18 protein-coding genes are annotated in these 19484 nt (G+C 43.1%); 15 read left to right on the forward strand and 3 right to left on the reverse strand.

Annotated elements, in window-relative coordinates; translation table 11 throughout:
• Positions 1-14: 14 nt before the first annotated feature.
• Positions 15-206 carry a small, acid-soluble spore protein, alpha/beta type gene (locus JT739_RS02070; RefSeq protein ID WP_237659429.1) on the forward strand — a complete coding sequence of 64 codons (192 nt, stop codon included), beginning with the start codon at positions 15-17 and terminating at the stop codon, positions 204-206.
• Between the two features lie 40 nt (positions 207-246).
• Here JT739_RS02070 and JT739_RS02075 read toward each other — a convergent pair whose 3' ends face one another.
• From JT739_RS02075 to JT739_RS02085, 3 genes are read right to left on the reverse strand one after another with little or no spacing between them, the layout of a single operon-like run.
• The gene (locus JT739_RS02075; protein WP_237659430.1) at positions 247-930 is read right to left on the reverse strand and encodes a cytochrome b/b6 domain-containing protein; all 684 of its coding nucleotides are present in this window, start codon (positions 928-930) and stop codon (positions 247-249) included.
• The gene (locus tag JT739_RS02080) at positions 917-2320 is read right to left on the reverse strand and encodes a nickel-dependent hydrogenase large subunit (protein ID WP_237659431.1); all 1404 of its coding nucleotides are present in this window, start codon (positions 2318-2320) and stop codon (positions 917-919) included. The genes JT739_RS02075 and JT739_RS02080 overlap by 14 nt, the downstream gene beginning before the upstream one ends.
• A gap of 4 nt (positions 2321-2324) precedes the next feature.
• Positions 2325-3611, reverse strand: coding sequence for a hydrogenase small subunit (locus JT739_RS02085; RefSeq protein ID WP_237659432.1), 1287 nt, complete (start codon positions 3609-3611; stop codon positions 2325-2327).
• 201 nt (positions 3612-3812) lie between these two features.
• Between JT739_RS02085 and JT739_RS02090 the strand changes: the two genes are divergently transcribed.
• The 14 genes from JT739_RS02090 to JT739_RS02155 all read left to right on the forward strand — a co-directional run bounded on the left by JT739_RS02090 (position 3813) and on the right by JT739_RS02155 (position 19358).
• Positions 3813-4241, forward strand: a complete 429-nt coding sequence (locus tag JT739_RS02090; RefSeq protein WP_237659433.1) for a peptidoglycan-binding protein — start codon at positions 3813-3815, stop codon at positions 4239-4241.
• A 32-nt stretch (positions 4242-4273) separates the two neighbouring features.
• The gene (locus JT739_RS02095) at positions 4274-5053 is read left to right on the forward strand and encodes a PQQ-binding-like beta-propeller repeat protein (RefSeq protein ID WP_237659453.1); all 780 of its coding nucleotides are present in this window, start codon (positions 4274-4276) and stop codon (positions 5051-5053) included.
• Positions 5054-5146: 93 nt separating this feature from the next.
• Entirely contained in the window at positions 5147-5971 is an 825-nt protein-coding gene (gene murI, locus JT739_RS02100) for a glutamate racemase (protein ID WP_237659434.1), read from the forward strand.
• 356 nt (positions 5972-6327) lie between these two features.
• A complete protein-coding gene (locus JT739_RS02105) occupies positions 6328-7251 on the forward strand; it encodes an aspartate carbamoyltransferase catalytic subunit (RefSeq protein WP_237659435.1) in 924 nt (307 codons plus the stop codon).
• On the forward strand, positions 7248-8528 hold the full coding sequence (locus tag JT739_RS02110; RefSeq protein WP_237659436.1) for a dihydroorotase: 1281 nt from the start codon (positions 7248-7250) through the stop codon (positions 8526-8528). The genes JT739_RS02105 and JT739_RS02110 overlap by 4 nt, the downstream gene beginning before the upstream one ends.
• A 103-nt stretch (positions 8529-8631) precedes the next feature.
• Positions 8632-11844 carry a carbamoyl-phosphate synthase large subunit gene (gene carB, locus JT739_RS02115; RefSeq protein WP_237659437.1) on the forward strand — a complete coding sequence of 1071 codons (3213 nt, stop codon included), beginning with the start codon at positions 8632-8634 and terminating at the stop codon, positions 11842-11844.
• Positions 11845-11903: 59 nt separating this feature from the next.
• Positions 11904-12704 (forward strand): dihydroorotate dehydrogenase electron transfer subunit, encoded by an 801-nt coding sequence (locus tag JT739_RS02120; RefSeq protein ID WP_237659438.1) that lies wholly within the window; start codon positions 11904-11906, stop codon positions 12702-12704.
• A 12-nt stretch (positions 12705-12716) separates the two neighbouring features.
• Positions 12717-13631 (forward strand): dihydroorotate dehydrogenase, encoded by a 915-nt coding sequence (locus JT739_RS02125; RefSeq protein WP_237659439.1) that lies wholly within the window; start codon positions 12717-12719, stop codon positions 13629-13631.
• 99 nt (positions 13632-13730) lie between these two features.
• Positions 13731-14459, forward strand: coding sequence for an orotidine-5'-phosphate decarboxylase (gene pyrF / locus JT739_RS02130; protein WP_237659440.1), 729 nt, complete (start codon positions 13731-13733; stop codon positions 14457-14459).
• Positions 14456-15031, forward strand: a complete 576-nt coding sequence (gene pyrE, locus JT739_RS02135; RefSeq protein WP_237659441.1) for an orotate phosphoribosyltransferase — start codon at positions 14456-14458, stop codon at positions 15029-15031. The genes pyrF and pyrE overlap by 4 nt, the downstream gene beginning before the upstream one ends.
• A 54-nt stretch (positions 15032-15085) precedes the next feature.
• On the forward strand, positions 15086-15436 hold the full coding sequence (locus tag JT739_RS02140) for a hypothetical protein (RefSeq protein ID WP_237659442.1): 351 nt from the start codon (positions 15086-15088) through the stop codon (positions 15434-15436).
• An 84-nt stretch (positions 15437-15520) separates the two neighbouring features.
• The gene (gene argS, locus JT739_RS02145; protein ID WP_237659443.1) at positions 15521-17224 is read left to right on the forward strand and encodes an arginine--tRNA ligase; all 1704 of its coding nucleotides are present in this window, start codon (positions 15521-15523) and stop codon (positions 17222-17224) included.
• Between the two features lie 212 nt (positions 17225-17436).
• Positions 17437-18078 (forward strand): MBL fold metallo-hydrolase, encoded by a 642-nt coding sequence (locus tag JT739_RS02150; RefSeq protein ID WP_237659444.1) that lies wholly within the window; start codon positions 17437-17439, stop codon positions 18076-18078.
• A gap of 119 nt (positions 18079-18197) precedes the next feature.
• Positions 18198-19358 (forward strand): S-layer homology domain-containing protein, encoded by a 1161-nt coding sequence (locus JT739_RS02155; protein ID WP_237659445.1) that lies wholly within the window; start codon positions 18198-18200, stop codon positions 19356-19358.
• Positions 19359-19484: the final 126 nt, after the last annotated feature.

Here is a 19484-nt window from a genome sequence, read left to right on the forward strand (position 1 = left end):
AAGGAGGTATGCTCATGGCTCGTCGTCGTAGTGTCATGTCTGAGGACCTTAAGTATGAGTTGGCTAAGGAACTTGGTGTGGCTGATACGGTGGCGACAAAAGGATGGGGAGAAGTTTCATCCAGAAATTGCGGTAATCTGGTGAGACTTGCCATTGAAAAAGCGGAAAAGGCCCTTGCCGCTCAAAATGGCAACCCACAGAAGTAGCAGTACTCCTGAAGACGCACAAAAAACCAGGGTAATTCTTTTAACCCTGGTTTTTACCTTTTCTTTTAACCCTTACCCACCCCGTAAGTATAGATTGGCTTTTGGCAATATCCTCAGTGTGGGCCAGGTATATGTGAAGCATAATTGTCATGATAAAATAGATAGAGATGAAATATTTGGTAGTTCGAAGCTGCTGCGGCAAAATCAGCTTTGACATGATAGATAGCACAGTGCTTTTTGATACAAAGGCTGGGTTTAACAGCATTATACCAGCAAACGTTTGATAAAAGATGCCGATTAGCCAAGACAGTATAGTGATTTTCTGCCCAATATTGTATTTAGTTCTCAAGGGCGGCGGATTTTGTCTTAAAAAAAGATAGTATTTGGCAAGCTCAGGAAAAGTCTTAAAATCTTTAAGTTTTATGGAAAAGTTGATATAGTCGCCAGATACAAAAGCATATCCCAGGCGATACAGCACGATGCTAAAGGCCACAAATCCCGCGGATATATGCACAAACCTTATGGTCCTCATGGGGAAAAGGGCGTAAGCAAAGCTTATCATCAGACCGCTGATTATTGTAAGAGACAGACTCGCCACGAGTACCCAGTGGAAAACCCTAATTGGTAGCGGATATAAAAGTATATTTACATATGAAGCTGAAGTGCTTTGTACAGTTTTCAAAGGTTCAGGCTGTGTCCGCTTTAGTTCCTCAGAGGATTTCAATGTAATTCTCCCGCCCTTTCATGTCAATCATATGTATGGCACAGGCAAGACACGGGTCAAAACTTCTGGCTACTCGTCCAACTTCTATGGGTTGGTCAAAATCTTCTATAGGTGTGCCTACCAGAGCCTCTTCTACGGGTCCTCGTATGCCCCGGTCATCTCGCGGTGAACAATTCCACGCAGATGGAGTAATTATCTGATAGTGAGTTATCCTGCCGGCTCTCAACCTCATCCAATGCCCCAGGCCCCCTCGCATAGCTTCCACCATTCCGATTCCCTCTGCATCTTGTGGTATGTCATATGGAGTAAATACCGGTTTTCCTATTTCCACGTCCCCGCACCATTCTTCCATCATTTGTGCTACTATTTTGGCCTCAATTACACGGGCGGCGATCCGGTCCATGGTGCTGTAGCCGCCATCGTAATAGCCGCTTAAGATAAGCCTTGCCAAGGGACCACTTTCCACCGAATGGCCTTTGTACCTGGGGGCCTTTACCCAGGAATATGCCTCCTTTTTGTTGGTATCAGGCTGAGTTTCCCCTTTTTGGGGCTCAAGAGGTGGAGAATTTTTGTACCAGGAATACTTTACATGCTCAGTGATTGAATTGGCATCTAACTTTTCCTGTTTGCTGCCGATTATGACCCCTGGCTTAAAGTAAAAAGCATCCTTTTTATCCGGATGCGGAAACATACCGAACGCCATTAAATTTCCGTGACCGATGCCTATCTTATAATAATCTTCGTAAGCTGTGGCGACTTTTTCCAGATCCGCCATCATCTTATTTTCAATAAAGTTACGCACTCGGGAAAGCATTGACAAAAACATGCGTATATTGTCACCGGTTGGAGTAACGGTAGCGCCACCTGCCAAAATGCCGTGATTGTGGGGGATTTTACCGCCGAATATGGTGACCATGTCGTGAGCAGTTCGAGATATATGTATGCTTTCCAAATAATTTTCATAAATCTTTTCGCTTTCAGCTTTTGACAGCCGATAGTCTACTTCATATCGCGGCGTAAAAGGGGGTCTATCGGGCCCTCGCACAAAATCCGGTATTGTTAAAAAGTAAAAGTGTCTAATGTGGTTTTGAAGCAAATCTGCTCCAAAAATCAAATTTCTAATAATGATGCCGTTTCGGGGAGGTTTTATCTTAAAAGCGTCTTCCAGGGCAAGACTTGCTGCCATACTATGAGCTGTAGAACATATACCGCATATGCGCTCCGTCAAATAAACAGCGTCCCTTGGATCCCTGCCCTGCAAAATCTTTTCAATTCCCCTGAAGAATATTCCGCTGGAATATGCATCAATGACCTGGCCATTTTCTATATTTACATCTATTCGCCAAAATCCATTTAGCCTAGTTATTGGGCTGATGATTTTAGTAGGCAAAGAATCACCTCCTGAGCTTCTTGGCGACTAATTTTTTCGGCTTTTTGACCTTTGGCCCGGGTGCCAGTTCCTCGGCTATTTCCTCACTATTTTTAGAGCTTTTTTCTTCAATGGGCTTTGCTGTTGGATTTTCATCGGTCATCAATGCAGATTTATCCGCATCCTGCAGGTCTTCATCAAAACTTTCAAATTCATTTAGCTTCTCCTTCACAATATTTCCCAATGCTTTGCCTACATCTTTAGTTTCACTTGATTCTACAAGATGCTTGTAAATACGGCCTTTACTGGCACTTACTATAGCATGAGTTCCAATTGCAAAAGCTGCAGTGCCTACTGCTGCCTTGCCGATTAATGATGCGTTGGCATTTATCTTTGGCAATTTTACATCAGGCAAATGGGCAAAAAACGGTGACATCCGATCGGGAAACTCAGGGCTGGCACATCCAATGCAGGGGGTATTGGCCCCTATTGGCCAGTTTATATGCATGCTGTTCCACTTCCTGGTAGGGCAGTCGGAGTAAGTAACAGGGCCTTTACAGCCTATTTGAAATAGGCATCCGTCATCCCCTGGATATTTTGCAAAAATGCCATTTTCAAAGTGCTGCCGTCTGGGACAAAATTCATGGATAGTATGCTCGTAAAACATGCGAGGCCTTCCCATGGCATCAAGATTCGGAACGCCATATAAAATTACATGGGATAAAGTTCCCACAAACCAGTCCGGGTGCGCGGGACACCCCGGCACATTTATGACCTGGATTCCCTTTAGCACCTTATGCACCGGCACAGACCCGGAAGGATTAGGATCTGCAGCATAGGGGCCGCCAAAAGACGCACAAGATCCTATAGCAATGACATGCTTTGCACGCTCACCCAAAAACTTTACCGCTTCCAAATTCGTAAGTGGCGTGCCGTCCTGGTAATATCCAATATTTCCATAAAAACCATTTTCTCTGGTGGGAACGGTGCCCTCTGCCACCAGTATGTACTTTCCCGCTTCTCGAGTTGCCACATCATAAAGATGCTTTAATGCAAGCTCACCTTCGGCCGCCATTAAAGTGTTCTGATATTCCAACCTTATTGTATCTTTTAGGAGTTGCTCCACATCAGGGTTTAAAGTGTTGGCAAAGGAGAGAAAGTCACCGGTGCAGGTCATCATTTCAAGCCATATAACCGTTACCTTTTCTCCTCTTTCATCTAAAGCCTCTACGACTTTTGGCAGCAAAACTCCTGATAAGGTAAGGGCCGCTGAAGAAAGGCACAATTTTATAAATTCCCGTCGCGTTATCATGGAATTCTCCTTCTACAAAATCTGATCGCAGCAGCGTAAATAGCAAATATTTTATGCCTGCATAGATAGGTAATTAAGTTATTAATAGAATTTACTATCTACGATAGATTTATTCCAGTATATAGGCTTACCGTAACCTGTTGCCTGTGGCCTGAATATACTATATATACGTTTTGATATTAATTGGTGTAGGTGATAGATTTGAATTTACCTCAATATGCTTTTGGCAGTCGTCACCTAAAAAAACAAAAGCCTCTCATTAAAGGGACCGATGTTCGCCATCTGCAGCAGGCCTTAAAACACTTGGGCTTTTTCCGAGCTCGAGTTGACGGCGTATTTGGGTATAAGACCTATGAGGCGGTTAGGGAATTTCAAAGGTTTTTTAACTTACGACAAAGCGGGACAGTTGCTGATGATGAGCTAGGTATATTAAAAGAATTTACCCGGGTCGGCATCAACAAGTGGTATACTCCTTGGCGCGACTTTGCCTATTCCAGCTATTTGCCCGTTTCAATTTCTGCGGAGCTGGGAATTATAAAAACCTGGAATATTCCCGAAATTGTTGCTTTAAACTCCACATCTGATAGATTAATAGCAACTACAAAAAACAAATCCTCGCAATTAGTTTAATATCAGGAGAGGTACTTTGGAAAAATGCGAGGATATTTCCGGAAGCACCGCCTGTTATCTCTGAAGGGCAGCTATTGGTACCAATGCAAAGTATTGAGGTGCTTGACTTGTATTCCGGCAAAGGCATATGCAGCATAGATCAAGATGTGTTTACAACATCTGTGGCAGCAAGTGGCGGTAAGATATATGCGTCTTCGGGAGGAGCCGTTTACGCCTTTGACCGAAAGGGCAATGTATTGTGGAAGTACAGAACCGATGGGGCTTTTTGCACTTCACCTGCATTGGGTTATGATCTGATATATTTTGCGTCATATGACAGGAATATCTATTGCCTTGATGACAAGGGAGAGCTGTATTGGAAAACCAAAATTTCAGATATAGTTAAACTGCCTCTTACCCTCTGGGACGGCAAGATCTTTGCAGTATTACAGGATTCCTGGATCTTGGCTATAAATCCCCTACTTGGGCAAATCATATGGCAAAAAAAGCTTTCCGATGAAGAGTATATGATGCCGGCTTTTCATCAGGATTTTATGATCCTGGTAAATTACAAGGGCCAGATTACGGCATTAAGTTTCCAAAGTGCCAACATAAAATGGGTAGCAGAATTGCCGGCTGCTCCGACAACTTCTCCAATTGCATTAAAAGACACATTTTTTATAGGTACTGAAGAAGGACTCGTTGCATATGATCTAAAAACTTTAGAAAACAAGCTGTATCTAGCAGGTGAAAAAATAACGGCAGTTATGCCGACAGCTTTGAGCATATTTGTGGCAACGGATAAAAAATTGGCAAAACTCGTACCGAAATAAAAGAAAATCTTAAGCCTTTTTATTGTTTTAAAAAGCCAGATATGATATTATTTTTTCAAAACTGTTTATGTATACTGGAGAGGAGTATAAACAGTGAATAATGGCAATAAACCCATCGGTCTTTTTGATTCAGGAATTGGAGGCCTGACCGTTGCCAGGGAAATTATGAAGTTGCTACCCAACGAAAATATAGTTTATTTCGGAGACACTGCGCGAGTGCCCTATGGCTCCAAATCACCGGAAGTTATTACGCAATATACCCTGGAAGCCGTAAGTTTTTTGCTAAGTCAGGATGTTAAGCTTATTGTGTTTGCATGCAACACTGTCACTGCTACATGCCTTGAAAAACTTTCTGCATCATTATCCGTGCCGGTTATTGGAGTTATAGAGCCGGGAGCCAGAGCTGCAGTAAATGCCACCAAAAACAATAGGGTCGGGGTAATTGGAACGGAACGCACGGTGCAAAGCCGCGCCTATGAAACCGCAATTAGTGCTTTAAATAGTCAAATCAGTGTACATTCAAAGGCTTGTCCATTATTTGTCTCATTAGTTGAGGAAGGATGGCTGGAAAATGAAGCCGCCTATCATACTGCCAAAATTTACTTAGAGCCTCTAAAAGAGCAGGGAATAGATGCATTAGTGTTAGGATGCACTCATTTTCCCCATTTAAAAACTGTAATAGGAAAGGTTATGGGCGAAGGTGTTGAGCTGGTAGACCCTGCTGAAGAGACAGCTAAGGAAGTTTTCCAGATTTTAAATGAGAAAAACCTACTTAGGCAGGAAGAAACACCAGCAACTTATCGATATTTTGTAAGCAGCAATCCGGAAAAATTTGCCCGGGTTGGAGCGAGTTTCTTAAACAGACCTATTGAACCCATAAGCGTAATTGACCCTCAGCAATTTAAAGATAAGGTTTGATTTGCCAAAAAGGCATCAGCATAGAACAAATACGGAAGATAAAGTATATTTTAAGATACATAAGATCACAAAAAACATTTGACAAGGATAGGTCTACCGTGGTATATTAATAAAAATTAAAAATCGAACCAATGCAAGACCTTTAAATCTGGTCCAGCGAGGCCGGCAAGGTTAAGCGCATTTACGTTTACTAGGGATACAAATGCCTTTTTCCGCCTCGGAAAAGGCTTTTTTTGTAAAATAATATAGTCTATTTATATCTTTATGCGTTGAAATTTCCCTTTACACCAAAAACCCTGCCCCTCGTGGGCAGGGTTTTTTTTACTGAAATTTTAAGACTGGAAGGGAGGAGCTTTATGCTCAGCCAAAAACACCTTTTGGGCCTTGAGAATCTACAAAAATCCGACATCGAACTTCTTTTGGAAACAGCAGAATCCTTTAAAGAGATAATAGATAGAGATGTAAAAAAAGTTCCCACACTCCGTGGAAAGGCCATAGTAAATCTGTTTTATGAACCAAGCACCAGGACCCGCACCTCCTTTGAACTGGCAGGCAAATACCTAAGTGCCGATACTATCAACTTTACATCTTCTGCAAGCAGTGTGCGAAAAGGTGAAACCTTGAAGGATACCGCCAAAACTATAGAAATGATGGGCGTAGATGCGGTAATAATAAGGCACAGCAGTTCAGGAGCTGCAAGCTACTTATCCCGACATGTTACAGCATCGGTAATAAACGCCGGTGACGGCACCCATGAACATCCTACTCAAGCCCTTTTGGACATGTTTACGGTAAAGGAAAAAAAGGGAACTCTTTCAGGCCTAAAAGTGGCTATTTTCGGAGACATTCTCCACAGCCGCGTGGCCAGGTCTAATATTTTCGGCTTTACAAAGATGGGTTCCGAAGTTTTTGTGGCAGGTCCCAGCACATTGATGCCTCCTGACATAGAACAGATGGGGGCAAAGCCCGTAGAAATCATTGAAGAAGCTGTAAGGGATGCGGATGTGGTAATAGCCCTTCGAATACAGCTGGAGCGCCAGCAAAAAGGCCTTTTTCCCACAATCCGTGAATATTCCAAGTTTTTCGGATTAAATAAAGACAAGCTGGCTTTGGCCAAATCAGATGCTATTTTGCTGCATCCTGGGCCGGTTAACCGTGGAATTGAACTGACATCGGAAGTAATAGATGGCAGCCAGTCTGTCATAAACCAGCAGGTTAAAAACGGCGTTGCCGTGAGAATGGCAGTATTATATCACCTGATAGGAGGCAGCCGAGAATGAAAAAACTTTTAAAGGGAGCAAAAGTTTTAGACCCAAGTCAAAATTTAGATGGCATGAGGGATATACTCGTAGTTGACGGGCGCATAGCTGAAATTAAAGAAAACATTGAAATAAGCGGCGCAGAAGTTATCGACCTTTCAAATTATATAATCACCCCTGGCTTAATAGATATCCACGCCCATTTCAGGGAGCCCGGGTATGAATATAAGGAAGATATAGAGTCAGGCAGCATGAGTGCAGCCGCCGGAGGTTTTACAGCGGTGGCATGTATGCCAAACACCAAACCTCCCATCGACAACAGCGCCCTTATTGAATACGTCAAATTCAGAGCTTCCCAGGTGGGGAAAGCCAAAGTACTCCCAATAGGGTGTGTGACAAAGGGCCAAGAAGGCAAGGAAATCACCGAAATGGGAGACATGGCCCGGGCAGGAGCGGTGGCCTTTTCCGATGATGGAAAGCCGGTGGCAAGCAGCTCTTTGATGCGAAAGGCCATGGTCTATGCTGCCATGTTTGATAAAGTTGTCATCGACCATTGTGAAGACCCGTCTCTTTTTGAAGGAGGCCAGATGAATGAAGGCCGCGTGTCTACGTTGCTGGGCCTTGCGGGCATACCTGCTGCCAGCGAAGAGATAATGGTAGCCAGGGACATTTTACTGGCTAAGGCAATGAAGGTTCCCATTCACATAGCTCACATAAGCACAAAAGGTTCAGTAGAACTGATAAGAAAGGCAAAAAGCGAAGGCGTCAGAGTGACCTGTGAGGTTACGCCTCATCATTTAACCTTAACCGAGGAAGCAGTGATTGGCTATGATACAAATGCCAAAGTCAATCCTCCCCTTCGGACTCAAGAAGATGTAGATGCGCTGCTGGAAGGTTTAAAAGACGGCACCATTGATGCGATAGCAACTGATCACGCGCCACACCATATTGATGAAAAGGATTTGGAATTTGACCAAGCTGCTTTTGGCCTGGTGGGGCTGGAAACTGCTCTGGGTGTCATATTGACAAATGTAGTAGGAAAAAATGGCATTTCTCTAAATACGGGAATCCAAAAAATGACCATAGGTCCCGCTAAGGTTTTAGGCCTCGAGATGGGGACGCTGAAGGTTGGAGCTTCAGCAGATATAACGGTGATAGATATCAATAGGGAATGGATAGTTGATAAAGACAGGTTTTTTTCAAAAGGCAGAAACACTCCCTTCCATGGGCTTAAATTAAAAGGCAAGGCGGTTATGACCATCGTCGATGGCAATGTAACGTATTCCGAAATTGAATAAATATGCATAAAATATATTGAATAACCTGGAATATAGTGATAAAATATACAAAACAATGAATAAATATACTATCAGTTTATGCCCTTTGAGGAAGGAGATTTTTATGCCTAAAGATAAGAGCATTAGAAAAATTATGGTTATCGGTTCAGGGCCAATTGTAATTGGCCAGGCGGCAGAGTTTGACTATGCCGGTACTCAAGCCTGTCTATCTCTCAGAGAAGAGGGTTATGAGGTAATTCTAATAAACAGCAATCCGGCCACTATAATGACTGATTCACATGTAGCCGATAAGGTATATATAGAGCCCCTCACACTGGAGTTTGCAGCAAAGATCCTGCGGCAAGAAAAACCCGATGGGCTTTTGCCAACATTGGGAGGTCAGGTAGGCCTTAACCTTGCGGTTGAGCTGGCTGAAAAAGGCATCTTGCACAGAGAAGGTGTAAAACTTTTGGGGACACCTCTCACTGCCATAAAAAAGGCAGAAGATCGGGAACTCTTTAAAAATCTTATGGAGGAAATAAATGAACCGGTCCCTGAAAGCCGCATAGTTCACAGCCTTGAAGAAGCCAGGGCCTTTGCTAAAGAAGCAGGGCTGCCTTTAATCGTTCGGCCTGCCTACACATTAGGCGGTACTGGCGGAGGGGTGGCTACTACTGAAGAAGAATTAATGGAGATAACCTACAATGGTTTAAGACTCAGCCGTATCCATCAGGTTCTACTGGAAAAGAGCCTGCTTGGCATGAAGGAAATCGAATTTGAAATTATTCGGGACCGAAAAGACCAATGTATATGCGTATGTGACATGGAAAACATTGATCCGGTAGGAATTCATACAGGTGACAGTGTAGTTGTAGCCCCAACTCAAACACTAACTAGAGAGGAATACGAAAAACTAAAAATGGCTTCCTTTAAAATCATTCGCGCCCTTGGCATAGAAGGTGGCTGCAATGTGCAGTTTGCCCTAGATCCTTCAACAGGCAACTACTATGTCATTGAAGTAAACCCACGGGTGAGCCGTTCCAGTGCTTTGGCTTCCAAGGCTTCGGGCTATCCAATTGCAAAGATTACAGCCAAAATTGCAACGGGCCTGACTCTTGATGAGATAAAAAGTCCCGCAGGAGATCAGGGCAGTGCCTACTATGAACCAGTCTTGGACTATGTAGTTGTAAAAATGCCTCGCTGGCCCTTTGACAAATTTACCGATGCCGACAGAGTGTTAGGCACTCAAATGAAGGCTACCGGAGAAGTCATGGCTCTAGATAAAAACATCGAGGGAGCCCTTATGAAGGCAGCCAGGTCTTTGGAACAGGGTCTAGTAGGTTTTCAGCTAAAAGGCCTAAAAAATGCAGATATCAATACGATTAAATCAAAGATATCAAAGGCCACAGATGAGAGGCTGTTTGCCATAGCCGAAGGCCTGCGCCGGGGCTTGGGTCTTGATGAGTTATATGAGTTGAGCAAAATAGACAAAGCTTTTATAAAGAATATACAAAATATCGTCAACATGGAAAAGCGGCTTACCAATGAAGCCCTCTCACCGAAACTTTTAAGAGCGGCAAAAGCCATGCAGTTTCCAGATAAGCTCATCGCAGATTTAACAGGCAAAAGTGAAAAAGACATAAAGAATTTGCGGGAAATGCACAATATTTTCCCGGCTTACGAGGCTGTAAACACATATCCTTCTAAGACTTCATCGCCTTTACCCTATTTTTACTCCTCCTTTGAGGGAAAAGCTGAGAACTTCGCAGAAGAAAAGCCTACTGTGATCATATTAGGTTCAGGCCCTATCCGAATAGGCCAGGGCATCGAATTTGACTACTGCTCTGTTCACTCAGTATGGGCGGCCAAAGAAGCAGGATACAGAACCGTAATTATCAACAACAATCCGGAAACGGTCAGCACCGATTTTACCACAGCAGACCGACTGTATTTTGAGCCCCTTTATATTGAAGATGTAATGGCTATTATCCAAAGAGAAAAGCCACTTGGAGTTATCGTGCAGTTTGGTGGCCAGACCGCCATAAACCTTGCTGCAGCATTGGAAAGTCAAGGCGTTAGGATTTTAGGAACTGATGTAAAATCTATTGATTTGGCAGAAGACCGGGAGAAATTCGACGAGCTGCTAAATGAACTTGGGATTTTGCGGCCCAAAGCTTGTGCCGTTCGCAGTGTAGAAGAAGCACTGGCCAAGGCCGATGAAATAGGCTTTCCCTTGCTGGTGAGACCCTCATATGTGTTGGGCGGAAGGGCTATGGAGATTGTGTACAGCTTAGATGAACTGAAAAATTACATGGAAACTGCTGTAGAGGCTTCCAGTGAAAAGCCGGTGCTCATGGACAGATATATAGCCGGCACGGAAGTGGAAGTTGATGCTGTAAGCGACGGCAAAGAAGTGCTCATTCCTGGCATTATGGAGCATATAGAGCGAGCCGGCATCCATTCGGGCGATAGTATTGCAGTTTACCCCCATCAGACTTTAAGCGAAGCTGCTGTGGAGAAAATAGTAGATTATACTACGCGCATAGCCCAGAGGCTTTCTGTAAAGGGCTTGATAAACATTCAGTTTGTAGTCGAACAAGATGAGGTTTATATTATTGAAGTCAATCCTCGCTCAAGCCGAACCGTGCCGTATATGAGCAAAATTACCAACATTCCCATGGTAAACATTGCTACAAAAATAGCTTTAGGAGCAACTTTATACCAATTAGGGTATAAAGGGGGACTTGTGCCGAAACCTGATTTTGTGGCAATAAAGGCCCCGGTGTTTTCCTTTTCCAAACTTCACATGGTGGAGCCCTCGCTAGGCCCTGAAATGAAGTCTACCGGTGAAGTACTGGGCATTGAGCGAAACTTTGAAAAGGCGCTGTATAAGGCCTTTACCGCTTCAGGCATAACAGTGCCTACAGATGGGGCTATACTTGCCACTATAGCAGACAGAGATAAACAGGAAGCGGTAAAATTGCTGAAAAAGTTCTGGGAGTTAGGATTTAAGATATATGCCACCAATGGCACTGCGAAAGCCTTAAAAGCAGCAGGTGTTTCTGCGGAACCTGTAAACAAGGTGGAAGAAGGTTCACCTAACATTATAGATTTATTTAGACAAAACAAAATCGATATGATAATAAACACGCTGACCAGAGGCAAAGTTCCTCAAAGAGACGGCTTTAAAATACGCAGAGTGGCAGCTGAAGACGGCATCCCCTGCTTAACCTCACTAGACACAGCAAAAGCCCTTTACAAAGTGATAGAAGCCACCTCAATCAGCTGTCGCCCTCTCGATGCCATTTCGTTCGGTGCCAGGCACCTAAGTTATTAAGCTGTTGAGTATTCTTGAAAATCGAGACGCTATTAAAATCAAAGAAAGGGGGATGCCCTTTGAGCACTCCAGCTGCTTTATTTGCAAATATTACACAGAATACTCAAATTGCACCGGATATTTATCTCATGGAAATAGAGGCTGAAATAGCCGAAGCTGCACAGCCTGGTCAATTCTTACACATACGTTGCTCCGATACCTTTGCGCCGCTACTTCGCAGGCCAATAAGCATATCCGATGCAGACAAAAAAACCGGTAAAGTAGAAATCATATACAGGGTAATAGGTCAGGGAACCCATCTTCTTTGTCAAAAGAGGCCGGGGGACCGGTTAGATATAATCGGGCCCCTGGGCAGGGGATTTCCCATGCCGGAAGAGGGTAAAACTTCTATTATAATCGGCGGAGGAATCGGTGTAGCACCACTTTTGTATCTTGCCAAACAAATTGCAAAGGACCATAAAAACGGCCACCTGCCTTTGACCTTCCTTGGATTTGCCACAAAGCAGGAAGCCTTCGGTATAGATTTTTTAAGCTCACTGGGGATTAAAGCCACGATTTGCACCGATGACGGAACTCTAGGCTATAAAGGCTTTCCAACAACACTTTTCAAAGAGCATTTAAATCAATACCAGGACAAATCAAATCTAATTATATATGCCTGCGGGCCAAAGCCGCTACTTTCCAGCATAAAGGATATTGCGGCAGGTGAGCACATAACCGCATATCTTTCTCTTGAAGAGCGCATGGCCTGTGGCGTAGGTGCGTGTTTGGGATGTTCTGTTAAATCCTCTCAGGCTGGTTACAAAAAAGTTTGCAAAGACGGACCGGTGTTTGAAGCCGGTGAAATAGAGCTTGAATAAAGGAGAATACCAATGACTGACAACACAGATTTAACCGTAAATATAGCCGGTATTAAAATGCAAAACCCTGTAATGGTGGCATCGGGCACCTTCGGCTTTGGCAATGAGTACAAGAACTTCTACGACATAAACAAATTAGGCGCATTAGTTACGAAAGGCCTTACTCTAATGCCTAAGGCCGGCAATCCTCCACCGAGAATTCACGAAACTCCTGCTGGTGTATTAAACTCCGTCGGCCTTGAAAACCCAGGTGTAGAACAGTTTATAGCAAAAGAGTGGCCATGCCTTTCAAAACTCAAAATTCCAGTAATAGCCAATATTTCAGGGGATACTGTAGAGGACTATTACAAAATAGCAAAACAGCTCTCAACCCTTGAAAATTTAGCGGCACTGGAGGTAAACATATCCTGCCCCAATGTGGAAAAAGGAGGCCTGGCCTTTGGACAGGAGCCGGAAAGCGCCTCTGAAGTTATCAAAGCTGTTCGGGAAGCTACAAGGCTACCTATTATTGCTAAACTTTCGCCAAACGTATCTCATATTCAAAAAATCGCTGAAGCAGTCGTGTCGGCAGGAGCAGACGCCATTTCACTTATAAATACACTATTAGGTATGGCAATTGACATTCACAGCATGGGGCCTGTATTTTGCCGCAAATTTGCAGGCCTATCTGGCCCAGCCGTAAAGCCTGTTGCCCTGCGGATGGTATGGGAAGTCTATGAAGCCGTAAGCGTTCCCATAATAGGCATGGGCGGCATTACCACCTGGCAGGATGCAGTGGAGTTTATCCTGGCTGGTGCAACTGCCGTAGCCGTAGGCACCGCCAACTTCGTAAACCCAATAGCACCCATAGAAATAATTGAAGGCCTAAAAACCTATTTGTATCTGAAGGAAACAAATCTTCACGACCTGATCGGCGCTGCCCATTAATTGGTGCCAGGCACCTATTAAGTCATTAAATATTATGAATATTATTCCGCTGCTTTTTAAGCAGGCCGAATTGAATAAACCTTTGAAAGGAGCCATATCATGTCATACGACTATAGCAAAGTCATCATAGCCCTGGATACTCCTGAAGAAGAAAAAGCCCTTAACATAGTAAAGCTTTTAAAGCACAAAGTTTCGATTTTTAAAGTAGGTCTTGAACTCTTTTGCTCCCAAGGGCCGGAAATTGTTAAAAAAATCAATGACCTAGGATGCAAAGTATTTCTTGACTTAAAGTTTCACGATATTCCAAATACAGTGGCCGGAGCAGCGAAAGCCGCCCTCAGCACACAAGCTTTCATGTTTAACGTCCACGCATCTGGCGGTCGTGAAATGATGAGAAAAGTTCGAGAAACGGTGGATGCTGCCTCGGTTTCCGAAAAGCCAATTGTCTTAGCGGTAACGGTGCTTACGAGTCTTGATGAGCGAGACCTAAAGGACATTAACATATCCAAATCTCCTCTGGAGCAGGTAAAGACCCTGGCCCTCTTGACTAAACAAGCAGGCCTTGACGGGGTTGTGGCTTCCCCAAAAGAAATCACTGCCATAAGGGAAGCGGTAGGGCAAGATTTTATTATCGTTACCCCGGGAGTAAGGCCCAGTTGGGCTCAAGCAGGAGATCAAAAGCGCATCATGACGCCTCAAGAAGCACTGGAAGCTGGAGCAAGCTATATTGTCGTGGGCAGACCTGTAACTGCTGCACCTGACCCTGTAGAGGCCCTTGACAAACTTTTCGATGGTGCCTGGCACCAGCAGGAAGGAGATATAGTATGACCAGGGAAGAAATTTTAGAGCTTTTTACTAAAACCGATGTTTTAAAGAGCGGCCATTTCCTTTTGACTTCAGGCCTTCACAGCGGTAAATATCTGCAGTGCGCGCAGCTTCTCCAGTATCCCGATGCTACAGAAAAGGCAGTAGGTGAACTGGCTAAACGTTTTAAAGAAGTCGGTATAGAAACGGTAGTAGGTCCTGCCATGGGAGGGATCATTATATCCTATGAAATGGCAAGACAGCTAGGTGCCCGCTCGATTTTTGCAGAGCGGGAAGATGGTAAAATGACCCTTAGGCGTGGATTTACCATAAAGCCCGGTGAAAAAGTGTTAGTAGTGGAAGATGTGGTCACTACGGGTGGTTCAGTAAAAGAAGTCATATCCCTTATAAAAGAGCTGGGCGGTGAAGTGGCCGCCGTGGCAGCACTAGTTGATAGGAGCGGCGGCAAGGTTGACTTTGGCGTCCCTGCCCATTACTTGTTGGACTTAGAAGTCAAAGCTTACGCTCCTGATGAATGTCCTCTTTGCAAAGACGGCATTCCCATAGTTAAGCCCGGCAGTAGAAAACTCACTTAACAGTGCACCTATACCCCTCCTCAGCATAGTATAAACAAAGGAGGGGGTTTTTTTATGAATTGGTCATGGCTTAACTTTATCGTTAAAGTTCTTACAAATGAAGCGGTAATGGAACCACTTATTGCTGTGATTTTGGGTTACGGTGTAACTGCCTACTCAAAAAATCGCCGTTTCAGAATTATTATGGATTTAACCGCGGATATAGTCGATTATATAGAGGAAAATTATAAAGAATGGGGAATAAAGGGCAGCGAAAAAATGGATAAATTTTTGGAGCTGTTTGTAAAAGAATACCAAAAGCAGATGGGCCGAAAGCCGAAAGATGCAGATATTGAAACAGCCCGCATACGTGCCGAAGCTTTAGTCCAACGGGCCCGACGAGCCAGTGGTGGCAAAAAACGTTAATTGTTGCAATAAAAATCACAGAGTGGTAGAATTTACTTACGAAATAGGCCTTGCAGTTTAAACATTTTTTGGTAGGAGGATTTTATGAAGGACATAAAGACAAAAGTTCAGCAGCGACTAAAAGAGCTTATTATAGCTGCCTTAAATGAAGCCGTCAATGAAAATGTCATTAATATAGAGGAAATACCCGACTTTTATATTGAGGTGCCCCAGGACAAGGAACATGGAGATTTTGCGGCAAACATCGCCATGATTCTTGCCCGTCAAGCCAAAATGCCTCCAAGAAAAATTGGTGAGGCTATTATGGAAAGGATCAAAAAAGATGCGTTTATAGAAAAGGTGGAAGTGGCGGGCCCGGGCTTTATCAACTTTTACCTGGCACCTACATGGGCAAATGAAGTGATTTTTGATGTGCTTAAAAATGGCGAAGAATATGGCAGATTAAACGGTCAAAGCGGGAAAAAAGTTCAGGTAGAATTTGTAAGCGCAAATCCTACTGGCCCTATGCACATGGGCAACGCCAGAGGTGCTGCTTTAGGCGATGCCTTAGCATCAATTCTTAAAATGGCAGGCTATGATGTCACAAAAGAATTTTATATAAATGATGCAGGCAATCAGATAGAAAATTTTGGTCTTTCGCTGGAAGCTCGTTATCTAGAGCTCTTAGGCCACGAAAGCCAAATACCGGAAGGCGGCTACCATGGGGAAGACATAAAGGAGCATATGAAAGAACTAATTGAGCAAGAGGGAGACCGGTTTTTGTCTATGGATTCCCCAAGCCGCCGCGCTTACTTTATAGATTATGCCCTAAAGAAAAACATTAAGCGCATGAAGACGGATTTGGAGAATTTTGGAGTGCACTTCGATGTATGGTTTTCTGAACAAAGCCTCCACGACTCCGGAAAGGTAAACGAAGTCATAAAATTGCTGACAGATAAGGGATATACTTACGAAAAAGACGGTGCTTTGTGGTTTAAAGCTTCGGAGTTTGGAGCCACAAAAGACGAGGTGCTCATTCGCGCAAATGGTTTGCCTACATATTTTGCTGCAGATATTGCCTATCATAAAAACAAATTTGACAGAGGCTTTGATCTGGTAATAGATATTTGGGGAGCCGATCATCACGGCCATATAGCCCGGATAAAAGGAGCCCTGAAAGCGCTAGGTTATGATCCGGACAAGCTGGTAATCATCATCATGCAGCTGGTCAGGCTCTATCGCAACGGTGAGATAGCCCGCATGTCAAAACGCACCGGGCGTGCGGTGACACTAGCCGATATTGTAGATGAGGTAGGCAAGGATGCAGCACGGTTTTTCTTTAACCTGCGAAGTGCCGATACCCATTTGGACTTTGACTTGGATTTGGCAATAAAACAATCAGATGATAATCCCGTATATTATGTCCAATATGCCCATGCTCGCATATCCAGCATATTAAGGCAAGCCAAGGAGCAAGGCGTAAACCTGCCTGATATCGCGGGCTTGAGTTTAGATGAGTTTAAAAAATCATCAGATTTATTAGTAGAAGGATCTGAAATCGAATTGATTAAGAAACTTGCAGACTTTCCCAGCGAAATAAAACTCGCGGCAGAAAATCTTGCGCCATACCGCATTACGGTTTACACACAGGAGCTTGCGGCAGCATTTCATTCCTTTTACAATAAATGCAGAGTCCTTACCGATGACGATAATTTAACAAAAGCCAGGCTCCTTTTGGTCATGGCTACTCAACAGGTGTTAAGAAATGCCTTTTCAATTTTGGGCATTACAGCACCGGAGCGCATGTAGATATATCCCAAGAATTAACATTGCTGGGAATACATAAAATATCCGTAAAAAGAAGGAATTTGAAGTTTTGACGAGAATATATTATTGTTAAGATGCTTTAGTTTGAAAATTGAGGATGAAAACGGCTGTATAGAGATAGAAGCCTTTATCAGGATTTGGGTGAAGATGTGTTTGATTATTTCGGACACTAAAGAAAGGGAGGTTTTCCGGTCGTGAAAATTCGATGGTTCGGTCATGCTTGCTTTTTGTTGGAATCACAAGATGGCACCAAGATAATTACCGACCCCTTTGACGGCAGTGTGGGATATAAGATACCGATGATTGAAGCAGATATCGTTACTGTCAGTCATGACCATTATGATCACAATTATGTGGAAGGAATTCAGGGTGACCCCCAAGTCATCAAATTTCCTGGAGAATGCACCATTGGCAATATAAGCATAAATGGGGTTTCTGCTTACCATGATGAAGTCAAAGGAGCCAAACGAGGTCCTAACATAATCTATACATTCAATATTGATGGAATTAAAGTATGCCATTTGGGTGATTTAGGACATCTACTGTCAAAAACGCAACTGGAAGACATCGGTCATGTTGATGTGTTGCTGATTCCTGTTGGTGGCACATTTACTCTGGATGCAGAGGGAGCCGCCGCGGCAGTGGAACAATTTTCCCCTAAAATTATAATTCCCATGCACTTTAAGACACCGGCCGTCAGCATGCCCATAGATCCGGTAGAAAAGTTCTTGGAAAAAATGGGCCACGGAGAGCATTTGGGCTCTAATATCGTAGAAATTACCGCTGACGATCTTGGAGACCAGCAGCGCATAATAGTATTAGATTATGAAGATTAAACGGAATATATCCCCCGAGACATAGTTTTCGGGGGAATTTTAATATAACAAGGCCACAAATGTTGTAGTAATGTAAATTATATGTTCTTATTAGAAAAACTATCACAGGAGGAAACCAGATGAAAAAATATATTTTCCTCTTATTAGCCATATTTATATCGTCTTTATTTTTCATGTTTCCGGCTTTTGCAAATGCTGATACTCGGGAAAACAGTGTTTTCTCTCTGGACAATCTCATCTCCAAGGTAACGGTAAGCTTTGAAAGTTCCAGCTATGAAAATCGTTACACAAAATATACGGCAAAGAGTCCTGGAGTTTTGAGAATTAATAACCCTAATAAATTAGCATATGTAGATGTTTACAAGGTAAACCCGCTTGAGTTTACGAATCCCAGCCAATACTTATACGGCGGCATAGAGCGGACACCTTTAAAATGGGATGATATAACATATAAAGTTAGTATGTATAATGAACACTTGGAGAAAATAGATACGATAGAAACTAAGGAGTATCCTGGAGATCAGTATATAGGAAAGTATGAAATAACCTCCGGCTATATAACTTTAAATGAACCTGGGCTATATCTGGCATCAAGTACTGCTTGGGGCGCCTCATCAGATATATGTCTTATAGAAATTTTAGACGAAGGTGGCAAACCCGCAGAGGGTTTAGATCAAATTTCTTATAGAATTATCAGCCTTGACAATTTTGTAGCTCGAAATACATATTCACCGGGTGCTTTTACTGACGTAAAGGAAAACGATTGGTTTGCAAAGAATGTTGCAACATGCTATGAATTGGGGCTCATGGAAGGCAAGGGTAAAGGTAAATTTGATCCTCAGGGCAATGTAACCATTGCTGAACTCTTCACTATGGCGGCTCGGATAAACAAAATCTACAATGGCGAAGGGCCAGATATAGAAAATACCGGTCCCAGTTGGTATGACGGTGCAGTTTATTATGTTATTAGTAAGCGAATCATCTACGGAGATGAATTTACTGTGCTGTCAAAACCTGCAACCAGGGCAGAATTTGCATACGTTTTAGCAAACACCCTGCCTAACAGTGAATTTAAAAAATTAAACAATATATTAAGTCTTCCTGATGTAGACCATACAACAAAATATAATTTTGAGATCTTTAAATTGTATAATGCCGGTATACTCATGGGCCAAGACAAAAATCTAACCTTTAATCCCGATGCAAATATAAGCCGAGCAGAAGCTGCCGCTATATTAATAAGGTTGGTAAAACCTGAAAACAGAATTCTTTTGAAATAAGTCAATAAATTTTAAAATGTATTGTGAAAAACAATCCCCGAAGGTAATAGCCTTTCAGGGGATTATTTTTTTTATAATGGATACAATAACTAAATGAAATTATATACATGATAATCAGGTGAAGTA

This window comes from Tepidanaerobacter sp. GT38 (assembly GCF_021991635.1).
Classification (GTDB): Bacteria; Bacillota; Thermosediminibacteria; order Thermosediminibacterales; family Tepidanaerobacteraceae; genus DTU063.

Bases quoted from the DNA above. Each gene is read 5' to 3' on its own strand.
- JT739_RS02070 (WP_237659429.1), top strand. From the start codon at position 15: ATGGCTCGTCGTCGTAGTGTCATGTCTGAGGACCTTAAGTATGAGTTG.
- pyrE (WP_237659441.1), top strand. From the start codon at position 14,456: ATGACCAGGGAAGAAATTTTAGAGCTTTTTACTAAAACCGATGTTTTA.
- JT739_RS02125 (WP_237659439.1), top strand. From the start codon at position 12,717: ATGACTGACAACACAGATTTAACCGTAAATATAGCCGGTATTAAAATG.
- pyrF (WP_237659440.1), top strand. From the start codon at position 13,731: ATGTCATACGACTATAGCAAAGTCATCATAGCCCTGGATACTCCTGAA.
- argS (WP_237659443.1), top strand. From the start codon at position 15,521: ATGAAGGACATAAAGACAAAAGTTCAGCAGCGACTAAAAGAGCTTATT.
- JT739_RS02085 (WP_237659432.1), bottom strand. From the start codon at position 3,611: ATGATAACGCGACGGGAATTTATAAAATTGTGCCTTTCTTCAGCGGCC.
- JT739_RS02110 (WP_237659436.1), top strand. From the start codon at position 7,248: ATGAAAAAACTTTTAAAGGGAGCAAAAGTTTTAGACCCAAGTCAAAAT.
- carB (WP_237659437.1), top strand. From the start codon at position 8,632: ATGCCTAAAGATAAGAGCATTAGAAAAATTATGGTTATCGGTTCAGGG.
- JT739_RS02155 (WP_237659445.1), top strand. From the start codon at position 18,198: ATGAAAAAATATATTTTCCTCTTATTAGCCATATTTATATCGTCTTTA.
- JT739_RS02105 (WP_237659435.1), top strand. From the start codon at position 6,328: ATGCTCAGCCAAAAACACCTTTTGGGCCTTGAGAATCTACAAAAATCC.
- JT739_RS02140 (WP_237659442.1), top strand. From the start codon at position 15,086: ATGAATTGGTCATGGCTTAACTTTATCGTTAAAGTTCTTACAAATGAA.